The organism is Streptomyces sp. NBC_01335, assembly GCF_035953295.1.
In the GTDB taxonomy this organism is placed as follows: Bacteria; Actinomycetota; Actinomycetes; order Streptomycetales; family Streptomycetaceae; genus Streptomyces.
The window spans coordinates 5,018,153-5,031,071 of sequence record NZ_CP108370.1 but is presented as its reverse complement, the minus strand read 5'-3'; the positions used below and the strand labels follow the sequence as shown (position 1 = coordinate 5,031,071).

Below are 12,919 nucleotides of genomic sequence, written 5' to 3'. Positions count from 1 at the left end.
GGCCCTTCCGGAATGCGCTCGTTCAGCTCTGTTCGACCGAGGAGACGCTGGTCGTGGCGGTCTGGCTGAACAGCCATGCGGACTTCAGTTCGGCGTATCCCGGCTTGACCACGTCGTTGATCATCGCGAGACGTTCATCGAAAGGAATGAATGCTGATTTCATCGCATTGACGGTGAACCACTGCATGTCGTCGAGCGTGTATCCGAAAGTCTCGGTCAGCCGCTCGAATTCCTGGCTCATGCTGGTCCCGCTCATCAGGCGGTTGTCGGTATTGACCGTGGCACGGAAGTGCAGGGTGCGCAGCAGCCCGATCGGGTGCTCCGCGTAGGAGGGGGCGGCACCGGTCTGGAGGTTCGAGGTGGGGCAGAGCTCCAGCGGGATGCGCTTGTCCCGGACGTAACTGGCGAGGCGGCCGAGCTTGACCGTGCCGTCCTCGGCGACCTCGATGTCGTCGATGATCCGGACCCCGTGGCCGAGCCGGTCGGCGCCGCACCACTGGAGGGCCTGCCAGATCGACGGGAGGCCGAACGCCTCGCCCGCGTGGATGGTGAAGTGGTTGTTCTCCCGCTTGAGGTACTCGAAGGCGTCCAGGTGGCGGGTGGGAGGGAAGCCGGCCTCGGCGCCCGCGATGTCGAAGCCCACGACCCCGGAGTCCCGGTGGCGGTTGGCGAGTTCGGCGATCTCCAGCGAGCGGGCGGCGTGCCGCATCGCGGTGAGCAGGGCGCCGACCCGGATGCGCCGGCCGTCCTCGCGGGCCAGCCGCTCCCCTTCGCGGAAGCCGTCGTTGACCGCCGCCACGACCTCTTCGAGGGTGAGCCCGCCGGTCAGGTGCTGCTCGGGGGCGTACCGCACCTCGGCGTAGACGACGCCGTCCTCGGCGAGGTCCTGGGCGCACTCGGAGGCGACCCGGAAGAGCGCGTCACGGGTCTGCATGACGGCGCAGGTGTGGGCGAAGGTCTCCAGGTAGCGCTCCAGCGAACCGGAGTCGGCCGCCTCGCGGAACCAGGTGCCCAGCTTGTCGGGATCGGTCTCCGGCAGGTCCTCGTACCCCTGTGCCAGGGCGAGTTCGACGATGGTGCCGGGGCGCAGCCCGCCGTCGAGATGGTCGTGGAGGAGCACCTTCGGGGCGCGGCGGATCTGGTCGGCGTCGGGGACGTCACGGAGCTGGCTCGTCATCTGCGCACTCTAGCGCCTACGCGCGTAGATGGCCGAGTGAAGATACGTAACAGTGATGGTGAGGACAGGTGGTGTACACCCGCGCTTCTGACAATGTTCCGTTATGGCCATGCGCGCGCTTCCCCTGCCCACCGCACGGCTCGGACGCTCCGTCCGGGCCGCGGGACCGTCCTCGGAGGTCGGTGGTGTCGTCCTGCTGCTCCCGGACGGCGCCGCCGAATCCCGTCGCAAGCCGTCCCCGCTCTCCTACGCCGGCCAGCTTCCGTTCGCGCGGGCGCTGGCGCGGGCCGGCCGGGAGGACGGGCTGACGGTGCACGTCCTGCACTACCGCCACCGCGGCTGGAACGCCCAGGACGCCGACCCGGCGGCGGACGCCGGGTGGGCGGCGGACGAGGTGGTACGCCGCTACGGCGACGTGCCGGTCTGTCTCGTCGGCCACGGCATGGGCGGCCGGGCGGCGCTGCGGGCGGCCGGGCATCCGGCGGTCTCCGCGGTACTGGCGATGGCCCCCTGGCTGCCGGGGCGGGCCGGCCCTCCGGCGCACACCGCGCCGGAGACGGCGGCCGAGCCGGTGAAGCAGCTCGCCGGGCGCCGGGTGCTCATCGTGCACGGCACCAACGACACCCGCACCGACCCCGAGCTCTCCTTCCGGCTGGCCTCCCGGGCCAAGAAGGCCAACCGGGACATCTGCCGCTTCGAGGTCCACTCGGACGGGCACGCGCTCCGCCAGCACCGGGCGGAAGTGGTGGCGCTGGCCGCCGACTTCGTCCAGGGCTCGCTCTTCGACCGCTCCTACGCCCGGCCGGTCGAGGACGCGCTGGCCGCGCCGCCGCCGCTGGGCCTGCGGATGCCGTTGGCCGCCGGTTTCGGCCGGTCGCTGCGGCACTGAAGCGGGGCGCGGGGCGACCTCGCCGGTCAGAGCTTCCGGTGCGCCGCGAGGCGGGCGAGGCTGCGGTCGTGCGGGCGGCTGAGGAGGAGCAGGGAGAGGACGGCGCCGATCAGCGCGCAGAACATGTCCCACTGGGTGTCCCACACGTCGCCCTGGGTGGCGAGGAACGAGTCGGCGGCCTGTCCTCCGGTCACGGCGGCCAGCCACTCCAGCATCTCGAAGACGGCGCTGAAGGCGAGGCAGGCGCACACGGTCAGCGGTGGGAGCCAGCGGCTGCCGCGCAGGGGCGAGGTGCGGACGAGGAGTTCCCGGACCAGGACGGCGGGCACGAATCCCTGCATGAGGTGGCCGAGGCGGTCGTACGGGTTGCGTTCCAGGCCGAACCGGTCACGCACCCAGTCACCGGCCGGAACCTCGGCGTAGGTGTAGTGCCCGCCCACCATGAGAACGAGGGCGTGGACGGCCAGCAGTCCGCAGAGCAGGCCACTCAGCGGGAACCTCCGGCGCAGCAGGAACAGGACCGGCAGCCCCAGCATCACCCACACCGTTTCCAGCACCCAGGTACCGGGTTCCTTGGCGCCCCAGGCGGACACCGCGAGCGCCGCGGCGACGGCGGGCGCGAGAACGGCGGGGAGCAGGCGGCCGGTGCGACCGGTGGCCGGCGGGACGTCCGTCGAAAGGTCCTCGGACGGATGGATGGCGGACATCTCGCGCTCCTCGTGTCTGAGGGCTGTCCCGTGATCCGTGGTGGATCACGGGGCAGCCCTTGGGCTGTGCCGTCATCCTCCAGCGCCCCGCGTAGCCCGCACCTGAGTGCGGCTACTCAACGGCCGTGCTTTATTACCTGGTTGAGTGGGCGGAGGGCGTCGCCGCGCGACGCGGCACGGCGGGGTTCAGTCCGGCAGCAGGTGTCCGCGCCGGGAGATCAGGAACTGCTTGAAGGCGGCGACCGGCGGGGTGTCCGGGTGGCCGTCCAGCCAGGCGACGCCGATCTCGCGGACCGCGCGCGGCGCGGTGACCGTCAGCTCCACGACCCCCGGGCGGGCGACGGCGGGCGGCGGGAGCAGGGCGACGCCGAGCCCGGCGGCGACCAGCCCGCGCAGGGTCTCCGCCTCCTCGCCCTCGAACGCGATCCTCGGCACGAACCCGGCCTCCGCGCAGAGGTCGTCGGTGATCCGCCGCAGGCCGTACCCCGGTTCCAGGGTCACGAAGGTCTCGTCGGCGGCCTCCGCGAGCCGGACCCGGCGGCGGGCCGCCAGTCGGTGGTCGTCGGGGACGACCAGCCGCAGCCGCTGCTCGTCCAGCCGGCGGGCCACCAGGTCGGGCGCGTCCGGGACCGGTGAGGTGAGGCAGAGGTCCAGCTTCCCGGCGCGCAGCCGCTCGATCATCGCCTCGCCGTAGTTCTGCACCAACTGGAAGCGGACGCCCGGGTGGTCGACGCGGAAGGCGCGGATGAGCGCGGGTACGGTCTCCGAGCCCATGGTGTGCAGGAACCCGAACGCGACCTTGCCGGAGGCCGGGTCGGCGTCGGCCCGTACGGAGTCGGCGGCCTTCTCCACCTCGGCGAGGGCGCGTTCCGCCGAGCCGAGGAAGGTGCGTCCGGCGGGGGTGAGGGAGACGGTCCGGCCCCGGCGGGCGAACAGGGCGACGCCGAGGTCCTCTTCGAGGCGGACCATGGCCCGCGACAGCGTGGACTGGGGCACCCCGAGCTCGTGCGCGGCCCGGGTGACGTGCTCGTGGCGGGCGACCGCCTCGAAGTACGCGAGCCGGGGCGCGAGGACCGCGCGGATGTCTTCTTCGTAACTGCTCGGTGACAGTCGAGGCTGTGAGCTGCGGTCATGCACCATGGGAACGATTATCGCGGTTTCGTGCATTGGACGCATCAAACGCCCCGGCCTACCGTCGAACCATGCCTCCTGCCGATACCGGGGCATCCACCGTCGTGGTGGGTGCCTCCGCACAGCCCGCTCCGCACACCTCCGCCGAACCGGCCTCCGCCGAACCGGCCGCCGCCCCGGGCGACACGCGGCTCGACCCCGGCCGCCCCGGCTACCGCCGGATGAGCTTCGGGCTCTTCGCCGCCGGTGTCGCGACGTTCGCCCTCCTCTACTCCACCCAGGCCCTGCTGCCCTCGGTCTCCGCGTCGTTCGGCGCCTCGGCCGGGCAGGCGAGCTGGACGGTCTCCGCCGCGACGGGGGCGCTGGCCCTCGCCGTGCTGCCGCTGAGCGCGCTCTCCGAGCGCTTCGGCCGCCGGCAGATGATGACCGCCTCGCTGACCGTCGCCGTCACCCTCGGCATGCTGGTGCCGTTCGCCCCCTCGCTGGGCTGGCTGATCGCCCTGCGCGCGGTGCAGGGCGCGGCACTGGCCGGGCTGCCCGCCTCCGCGATGGCCTTCCTCGCGGAGGAGGTCCGGCCCAAGGCGCTGGTCGCCGCGATCGGCCTGTTCGTGGCGGGCAACAGCATCGGCGGCATGAGCGGGCGCATCCTGACCGGCTGGATCGCCCAGCTCTGGGGCTGGCGGGTCGCGCTCGGCGCGGTCGGTCTGCTGGCGGTGGGCTGCGCGGTCGCGTTCCACCTGCTGATGCCCCGGGCGCGGCACTTCGTCCCCGGCTCGCTCAACCCGAAGGCGCTGGTACGGACCGTCGGCGGGCACCTGGCCGATCCGCTGCTGCGCCGGCTCTTCCTCATCGGCGGGCTCTTCATGACGGTGTTCGGCGCCGTCTACACGGTCATCGGCTACCGGCTGGTGGAGGCTCCGTTCAACCTCCCGCAGGGCGTGGTCGGTTCGATCTTCCTCGTCTACCTCGTCGGTACGGTCTCCTCCGCCGCGGCGGGCCGTCTGGTCGGCCGGCTCGGCCGCCGGGGCGCGCTCTACCTCGCGGTCTCCACCACCGCCGCCGGGCTGCTGCTCTCACTCGCCGACCAGCTGGTCGCGGTGCTGCTGGGCCTGGTCCTGATCACCGCGGGGTTCTTCGCCGGCCACGCGGTCGCCTCCTCCTCGGTGAGCCGTACGGCCACCACGGGCCGCGCCCAGGCGTCGGCGCTCTACCAGTCCTCGTACTACCTGGGCTCCAGCGCCGGCGGCACGCTCGGCGCGGTCGCCTTCCACGCGGGCGGCTGGACCGGCACGGTCGGGCTCGGGCTCCTCGCGGTGCTCGGCGTCACCTCCGTGACGCTGTACGGATCGCGGTGCGCGCGGGCCGAGCGGAAGGCCCACCCGCAGCACGCCGCGATGGCCGTCGCCCGCTGATCCGTCCGGCCTGAGCGGTTGTGCGCTTCCCGCCCGCGTGTGCGTGCGCTGCGGTAGCTTCCTGACTGCGGGGGGCGGTGTCACAGCGCGACAGGGGTAGAGCGATGGGTGATCTCACGACGGCGGCCGCGGAAGACGCGGCGGCGCGCGGCGTGGAGGGTGCGGCGGACGGCGCGGAGGCATCGAGCGTCGAGAGCCGGCTGGAGGGGCACCGGGTCGAACTGACCGGGTACTGCTACCGGATGCTCGGTTCGGCGTTCGAGGCCGAGGACGCGGTCCAGGACACGATGGTGCGCGCCTGGCGCAACTTCGAGAAGTTCGAGGGGCGTTCGTCGCTGCGCTCGTGGCTGTACCGGATCGCGACCAACGTCTGTCTGGACATGCTGACGGCCGGCAACAAGCGCGCCCGGCCCGTCGACCTGTCCGGGCCGACGCCCCTCGCGCAGGCCGCGCTCAACCCGCTGCCGGAGAACACCTGGCTGGAGCCGATGCCGGACGGCCGGGTCCTTCCGTCGGCCGCCGACCCGGCGGAGGCGGCCGTGGCGCGTGAGTCCGTGCGGCTCGCCTTCGTCGCGGCGCTCCAGCACCTGCCGCCGAAGCAGCGGGTGGTGCTCATCCTGCGCGAGGTCCTCGCGTGGAAGGCGGCCGAGGTCGCCGAGCTCCTCGACACCTCCGTCGCCTCGGTCAACAGCGCCCTCCAGCGGGCCCGCGCCACCCTGGCCGAGGCCGGGGAGCGCGGCCCGGACACCGCCGACCCGCTCGACGAGGAGCAGCGCAGACTTCTGGAGCGGTACGTCGCCGCCTTCGAGGGGTACGACATGAAGGCGCTCACCGCGCTCCTCCACGAGGACGCCGTGATGACCATGCCGCCGTTCGACCTCTGGCTCCGGGGGCACGACGACATCACCGGCTTCATGCTCTCCATCGGTGCGAGCTGCGCGGGCTCCCGGCTGGTGGCGACCGTCGCCAACGGCACTCCGGCCTTCGCCCACTACAAGCCGAACCCGGACGGACCCGGGTTCGTGCCGTGGGCCCTGCAGGTCATCGACATCCAGGACGGTGCGATCACCGGGATGCACTGCTTCCTGGACACCCCGCGCTGGTTCCCGCTGTTCGGGCTGCCGGAGACGCTGGACGCCGACGGGAAGGCAGCCGACGGGAAAGCGGCCGACGGGAAGGCAGCCGTCGAGGAGTGAGCCGACGGGAGGCGGCCGGCGGGAAGAGAGCCGCGCGCAGGCGACCCGGCGGGAAGTGACCGCGCGCCTCAGGGCGAGGGCGCGTCGGTGACGCCCGCCAGGTCGGCCAGCCCCACCAGGTCCAGCAGGGTGCGCAGTTCGGGCGGTGTGCCGCGCAGCCGCAGCGGGCCCCGGCCCGCCCGGCGGACGGTGAGGGAGAGCCGGGCGAGCGCCTCCACGACGGTGAGGCCGGGGCGGACCACTCCCGCCAGGTCGCACTCCACCGGGGCGCCGGCCCGCTCGGGGGCGGCCAGGAGCCGGTCGAGCGCGGCACAGAGCCCGGGTACGTCGGCGCGGGTGATCCGGCCGGTGACGACGAGGGTGATCGGCGGTGTGGCTTCCACACCCATGAGACCGTCCCCGCCGCCACAACTCATCGGTGCGCGGCGGACCGGTTCCCCCGCCCGGGGCCCCGCACACGACGAAGACGGCGGCCCGCCGGTACGGGGAGATCCGTACCGGCGGGCCGCCGCCGCGTGAACCGGCGCGCGTTACGCGATGCGCTCGCGCACCACGGGGGACGCGGTGAAGTCCGTACCGGCCGGGGCGATGTCGTACGCGCCCGGCAGCGCGTCGAGGGCGTAGGAGAACTTCTCCGGGGTGTCCGTGTGCAGGGTCAGCAGCGGCTGGCCCGCGGTGACGGTGTCGCCGGGCTTGGCGTGCAGCTCGACGCCGGCTCCCGCCTGCACCGCGTCCTCCTTGCGGGCGCGGCCCGCGCCGAGGCGCCAGGCGGCGATACCGATGTCGTACGCGTCGAGCCGGGTGAGCACGCCGGAGGCCGGGGCGGTGACGACGTGCCGCTCGCGGGCGACCGGGAGGGCCGCGTCCGGGTCGCCGCCCTGGGCGGAGATCATGCGGCGCCAGACGTCCATCGCGGAGCCGTCGGCGAGCGCCTTCTCGGGGTCGGCGTCCTTGAGGCCCGCCGCGTCGAGCATCTCGCGGGCGAGCGCCAGGGTGAGGGCGACGACGTCCTCGGGTCCGCCGCCGGCCAGCACCTCGACGGACTCGCGGACCTCCAGGGCGTTGCCCGCCGTGAGACCGAGGGGGGTGGACATGTCGGTGAGCAGGGCGACCGTGCGGACGCCGCTGTCGGTGCCGAGGGCGACCATGGTGGAGGCGAGTTCGCGGGCGTCCTCGATGGTCTTCATGAAGGCGCCGCTGCCGACCTTCACGTCGAGGACCAGTGCCCCGGTGCCCTCGGCGATCTTCTTCGACATGATCGAGCTGGCGATCAGCGGGATCGCCTCGACGGTGCCGGTGACGTCGCGGAGCGCGTAGAGCTTCTTGTCGGCGGGGGCGAGGCCGTCGCCCGCCGCGCAGATGACGGCGCCGGTGGTGTCGAGGACGCTGAGCATCTCCTCGTTGGAGAGGTGGGCGCGCCAGCCGGGGATGGACTCCAGCTTGTCGAGGGTGCCGCCGGTGTGGCCGAGGCCCCGGCCGCTGAGCTGCGGGACGGCCGCGCCGCAGGCGGCGACCAAGGGGGCGAGCGGCAGGGTGATCTTGTCGCCGACGCCACCGGTGGAGTGCTTGTCGGTGGTGGGGCGGGAGAGCGCGGAGAAGTCCATCCGCTCGCCGGAGGCGATCATCGCGGCGGTCCAGCGGGCGATCTCCGTACGGTTCATGCCGTTCAGCAGGATCGCCATGGCCAGGGCGGACATCTGCTCGTCCGCGACCTCGCCGCGGGTGTACGCGTCGATGACCCAGTCGATCTGTTCGGGGGTCAGTTCGCCGCGGTCCCGCTTGGTGCGGATGACGGAGATGGCGTCCATGGGATTCCTTCCGGCAGGGGAGCTCGATCATGAGGGCGCGGGTCGCGCGGGGCAAGGGGACGGACCCGCCCGACTCTACGCGCATAGAGGTGAGACACGGAGGTGGCCCTCCCGACGCGCGGGAGGGCCACCGGAGTTGAGGGACGCCCGGCCTCAGGCCAGGTTCTGCGGGCCGAACGCCTGGGGCAGCATCTCGTCGAGGGTGCGCAGCCCGTCCGGGGTCTCCAGGACGAGGTCCGGTCCCCCGAACTCGTACAGCAGCTGGCGGCACCGGCCGCACGGCACCAGGATCTCGCCCGAGCCGTCCACGCAGGTGAAGTGGGTCAGCCGGCCGCCGCCACCGGCGACGAGTTCGGAGACCAGCCCGCACTCGGCGCAGAGGCCGATGCCGTACGAGGCGTTCTCGACGTTGCAGCCGGCGACGGTGCGGCCGTCGTCGACCAGGGCCGCGGCACCGACCGGGTAGCCGGAATACGGGGCGTACGCCCGGGACATCGCCTCCCGGGCCACCTTCCGCAGCCCTTCCCAGTCGGCCGCGGCCGCCGGGGTCGTCACTTGCCCTGGCCCTTGAAGTACGGCATGCCGTCCGCCTTGGGCATCCGCAGCCGCTGCGCGGAGAGCGCGAGGACCAGCAGCGTCGCCACGTACGGGGCGGCGTCCACGAACTGGCTGGGCACCTCGTCGGTGAGCGCGTACCAGACGAAGAGCCCGGCGGAGAAGACCGCCGAGACGGCCGCGCCGACGTACTTACGCCGCACGAGCTGCCAGATCACCGCGGCGACCAGCAGGATCGCCAGGAAGAGCAGCACCGCGTGGACGTTCTCGGCACCGCCGCGCAGCTTGAGGCTGTCGGTGAAGCCGAAGAGCCCGGCGCCCAGCGCCATGCCGCCGGGCATCCAGTTGCCGAAGATCATCGCGGCGAGACCGATGTAGCCGCGCCCGCCGGTCTGGCCCTCCTGGTAGATGCCGGTGGAGACGATCGCGAGGAACGCACCCGCCAGGCCCGCGAGCCCGCCGGAGACGGCGACGGCGATGTACTTGTACGTGTAGACGTTGACGCCGAGCGACTCGGCGGCCACCGGGTTCTCGCCGCAGGAGCGCAGGCGCAGGCCGAAGGCGGTGCGCCAGAGCACCCACCAGGTGCCCGGGACCAGCAGCAGCGCCACCACCGTCAGCAGCGACAGGTGGGTGACCACACCGCCGATGATCCCGGCGAGGTCCGAGACGAAGAACCAGTGGTGGGCCTGGAGGTCGGCCATCCAGTCGGAGAGCCCGGGGATCGTGATGTCGGTGATCTCGCCGATGCGCGGGGACTGCTTGGAGGAACCGCCCTCCGCCTCGGCGAAGGTGTAGTTCGACAGGTAGCGGGTGACGCCGACCGCGAGGATGTTGATCGCCACACCGGAGACGATGTGGTTGACCTTGAACGTCACGGTCATCACCGCGTGCAGCAGGCCGCCGAGGGCGCCGCCCACGATGCCCATCAGGACACCGGTCCACGGGCCCCACTGGTAGCCGGCCCAGGCACCGAACCAGGTGCCGAGGATCATCATGCCTTCGAGGCCGATGTTGACGACACCGGCACGTTCGGCCCACAGCCCGCCGAGTCCGGCGAGGCCGATCGGCACGGCGAGCTGGAGCGCGCCGGACACCTGGCCGATCGAGGTCAGGTCGTCCGCGCCGCTGATGACGCGGGTCAGGGAGAAGAGCGCCAGACCTGCCGCGGCGATCAGGAGGACGACCGGCAGGCTCAGCGTGCGCCGGCCGCCGCTCTTGCCGGGCGCGGTGGTGGCGGTGGACGTCGTCGGGACGGTGCTCATGCCGCTGCTCCCTCACGGTTCTCGCGGGCCTGGGCGGCGAGTTCCTCGCCGACCTTCTGCTGCTGTCGGCGGAGCCCGTACTGGCGGACAAGTTCGTAGGAGACGACGACGGAGATCACGATCAGCCCCTGCATGATCATGGCGATCTCCTGCGGGTACCCGTACTGGTCCAGGGAGGCGGAGGTCTTCTCCAGGAAGGACATCAGCAGGGCGGCGAAGAACATGCCGACCGGGTTGTTGCGGCCGAGCAGGGCGACGGTGATGCCCATGAAGCCGACCCCGGCCGGGAAGCTGAGGTTGTACGTGTGGCTCTGGCCGAGCAGGATCGGCATGCCGACCAGACCGGCGACGGCGCCGGAGATCAGCATGGCCGTCAGCACCATCCGCTTGGCGTCGACACCGCTGGCCCGGGCGGCGCTCTCGCTGGCGCCGGTGGCGCGCAGGTCGAAGCCGAAGCGGGTGCGGCCGAGGGTGAACCAGTAGACGACGCCGAGCGCGAAGGCCACGAAGGTGAAGCCGTAGATCGTGCCGCCGTCGCCCGCGTCCAGGCCGGGGAACCAGCCGGAGGAGGCGATCTCGCCGGTGTTGAGGTCGTTGGAGCCGGCCGCCTGGACACCGAAGTTGTCCGTCAGGATCAGCCAGGCGATCAGGCTGGTCGCGATGGCGTTCAGCATGATCGTGGAGACGACCTCGCTCACGCCCCGCAGGGTCTTGAGAAGGCCTGCGATGCCGGACCAGAACGCGCCGACCGCCATCGCGGTGACGAGGATCAGCAGGATGTGCAGCGGGCCCGGCAGGGTCACCGAGGCACCGACCACGGCCGCGACCATCGCGGCGAGCCGGTACTGGCCGTCGACGCCGATGTTGAACAGGTTCATCCGGAACCCGACGGCGACGGCGAGCGCGGCGAGGTAGTAGGTGCCGGTCTGGTTGACGATCAGCACCTGTACGTCGACGTACTGGGCGTTGTCGAACATCAGCCGGAACGGCTCGAAGGGGCTGTTTCCGGAGAGCAGCAGCACCAGCGCGGTGAGCAGGAACGCCACCACCAGGGCGAGCGCCGGGCCGGCGATGCCCAGGAGCAGCCGGTCCCTGTCGAACTTCTTCATCGGCTCTCACCGTTCTCGTCGTGCGCGATGTGGCCGGAGGCCGCGCCGGTCATGGCGGTACCCAGCTCCTCCGGCGTGATGCTCGCGGGGTCGGCGTCCGCGACCAGCCGGCCCCGGTACATGACGCGCAGCGTGTCGGACAGGCCGATCAGCTCGTCCAGGTCGGCCGAGATGAGGAGCACCGCGAGGCCCTCGCGGCGCGCTTCGCGGATCTGGTCCCAGATCTGCGCCTGCGCGCCGACGTCCACACCGCGGGTGGGGTGGGCGGCGATGAGCAGCTTCGGCCGGTGGCTCATCTCGCGGCCGACGATCAGCTTCTGCTGGTTACCACCGGAGAGGGAGGCCGCGGTGACGTCGATCCCGGGGGTGCGTACGTCGTACTCGCGCACGATCCGCTCGGTGTCGGTGCGGGCGGCCTTCAGGTCGAGGAAGACGCCCCGGCTGTTGGGCTTCTCGGTGACGTGGCCGAGGATGCGGTTCTCCCAGAGCGGGGACTCCAGCAGCAGCCCGTGGCGGTGACGGTCCTCGGGGATGACGCCGAGGCCGCCCTCGCGGCGCTTGCGGGTCGAGACGTGCGAGATGTCGGCGCCGTCCAGGGTGATGGTCCCGGCGTCCGGGTCGCGCAGGCCGGTGAGCGCCTCGATCAGCTCGCTCTGGCCGTTGCCCTCGACACCGGCGATGCCGAGGACCTCGCCCTTGTGGATGGTGAAGCCGATGCCGTCGAGGACCTCGCGGATCACGCCGTCGGAGTCGGTCGCGGTGAGCCGCAGGGCGTCGACGGTGAGCATGGGCACGTCGGTGACGGTCGACTCGCGGGTCTCCGGCGAGGGCAGCTCGCTGCCGACCATCAGCTCGGCGAGCTGCTTGGTCGTCGCGGTGCGCGGGTCGGCGGTGCCGACGGTGGTGCCCCGGCGGATGACGGTGATCTCGTCGGCGACGGAGAGCACCTCGCCGAGCTTGTGCGAGATGAAGATGACGGTCAGGCCCTCGGCCTTGAGCTCGCGGAGGTTGGCGAAGAGCGCGTCGACCTCCTGCGGGACGAGCACCGCGGTGGGCTCGTCGAGGATGAGGGTGCGGGCGCCCCGGTAGAGGACCTTGAGGATCTCCACCCGCTGGCGGTCGGCGACGCCGAGGTCCTCGACGAGGACGTCGGGGCGGACGCTGAGACCGTAGGCGTCGGAGATCTCCAGGATCTTCCGGCGGGCCGCGCCGCCGATGCCGTGCAGCTTCTCCGCGCCGAGCACGACGTTCTCCAGCACGGAGAGGTTGTCGGCGAGCATGAAGTGCTGGTGGACCATGCCGACCCCGCGCGCGATGGCGTCGGCGGGGCTGCTGAAGGTGACGGTCTCTCCGTCGATCGCGATGGTGCCCTCGTCCGGCTTCTGCATGCCGTAGAGGATCTTCATCAGGGTCGACTTGCCGGCGCCGTTCTCGCCGATGAGCGCGTGCACGGTGCCCTTGGCGACGGTGATGTCGATGTCGTGGTTGGCGACGACGCCGGGGAAGCGCTTGGTGATGCCGCGGATTTCAACGGCAGGAGGGCTGGACGCGTTGATGACGCACTCTCCTTGGCGGGGAAGGAGCGGAGCACGGCTGCCGGGGATGACGGGGCCGTACGAGCAGGGGCCGGGGCGAAGCTACCGCGCCCGAGGGTGCTCAGGGGTCTGTGT

At 72.1% G+C, this 12,919-nt stretch carries 12 protein-coding genes; 3 read left to right on the top strand and 9 right to left on the bottom strand.

Going from position 1 to position 12,919, the window contains the following annotated elements; genetic code table 11:
• Positions 1-22 precede the first annotated feature (22 nt).
• A complete protein-coding gene (locus OG599_RS21665; protein WP_327177635.1) occupies positions 23-1,177 on the bottom strand; it encodes an adenosine deaminase in 1,155 nt (384 codons plus the stop codon).
• 103 nt (positions 1,178-1,280) lie between these two features.
• Here OG599_RS21665 and OG599_RS21660 point away from each other — a divergent pair, with 103 nt between their 5' ends.
• A complete protein-coding gene (locus OG599_RS21660; protein WP_327177634.1) occupies positions 1,281-2,066 on the top strand; it encodes an alpha/beta hydrolase in 786 nt (261 codons plus the stop codon).
• A gap of 26 nt (positions 2,067-2,092) precedes the next feature.
• Here OG599_RS21660 and OG599_RS21655 read toward each other — a convergent pair whose 3' ends face one another.
• Positions 2,093-2,773 carry a DUF2238 domain-containing protein gene (locus tag OG599_RS21655; RefSeq protein ID WP_327177633.1) on the bottom strand — a complete coding sequence of 227 codons (681 nt, stop codon included), beginning with the start codon at positions 2,771-2,773 and terminating at the stop codon, positions 2,093-2,095.
• A gap of 186 nt (positions 2,774-2,959) precedes the next feature.
• Positions 2,960-3,913 (bottom strand): LysR family transcriptional regulator, encoded by a 954-nt coding sequence (locus OG599_RS21650; protein ID WP_327177632.1) that lies wholly within the window; start codon positions 3,911-3,913, stop codon positions 2,960-2,962.
• A 62-nt stretch (positions 3,914-3,975) separates the two neighbouring features.
• Between OG599_RS21650 and OG599_RS21645 the strand changes: the two genes are divergently transcribed.
• Both OG599_RS21645 and OG599_RS21640 read left to right on the top strand, forming a co-directional pair.
• Positions 3,976-5,316, top strand: a complete 1,341-nt coding sequence (locus tag OG599_RS21645; protein ID WP_327177631.1) for an MFS transporter — start codon at positions 3,976-3,978, stop codon at positions 5,314-5,316.
• 104 nt (positions 5,317-5,420) lie between these two features.
• Positions 5,421-6,512: a sigma-70 family RNA polymerase sigma factor gene (locus OG599_RS21640; protein WP_327177630.1), complete on the top strand. Its 1,092-nt coding sequence runs from the start codon at positions 5,421-5,423 to the stop codon at positions 6,510-6,512.
• Positions 6,513-6,580: 68 nt separating this feature from the next.
• Here the strand turns inward: OG599_RS21640 and OG599_RS21635 are convergent, their stop codons facing one another.
• The 6 genes from OG599_RS21635 to OG599_RS21610 all read right to left on the bottom strand — a co-directional run bounded on the left by OG599_RS21635 (position 6,581) and on the right by OG599_RS21610 (position 12,853).
• Positions 6,581-6,901: an STAS domain-containing protein gene (locus OG599_RS21635; protein ID WP_327177629.1), complete on the bottom strand. Its 321-nt coding sequence runs from the start codon at positions 6,899-6,901 to the stop codon at positions 6,581-6,583.
• 141 nt (positions 6,902-7,042) lie between these two features.
• Positions 7,043-8,320 (bottom strand): thymidine phosphorylase, encoded by a 1,278-nt coding sequence (locus tag OG599_RS21630; protein WP_327177628.1) that lies wholly within the window; start codon positions 8,318-8,320, stop codon positions 7,043-7,045.
• Positions 8,321-8,473: 153 nt separating this feature from the next.
• Positions 8,474-8,875: a cytidine deaminase gene (locus tag OG599_RS21625; protein WP_327177627.1), complete on the bottom strand. Its 402-nt coding sequence runs from the start codon at positions 8,873-8,875 to the stop codon at positions 8,474-8,476.
• Positions 8,872-10,140: an ABC transporter permease gene (locus tag OG599_RS21620; protein WP_327177626.1), complete on the bottom strand. Its 1,269-nt coding sequence runs from the start codon at positions 10,138-10,140 to the stop codon at positions 8,872-8,874. The genes OG599_RS21625 and OG599_RS21620 overlap by 4 nt, the downstream gene beginning before the upstream one ends.
• Positions 10,137-11,249, bottom strand: a complete 1,113-nt coding sequence (locus OG599_RS21615) for an ABC transporter permease (RefSeq protein ID WP_327177625.1) — start codon at positions 11,247-11,249, stop codon at positions 10,137-10,139. Before OG599_RS21615 ends, OG599_RS21620 begins: the two co-directional genes overlap by 4 nt.
• Positions 11,246-12,853 carry an ABC transporter ATP-binding protein gene (locus OG599_RS21610; RefSeq protein ID WP_442809700.1) on the bottom strand — a complete coding sequence of 536 codons (1,608 nt, stop codon included), beginning with the start codon at positions 12,851-12,853 and terminating at the stop codon, positions 11,246-11,248. Before OG599_RS21610 ends, OG599_RS21615 begins: the two co-directional genes overlap by 4 nt.
• Positions 12,854-12,919: the final 66 nt, after the last annotated feature.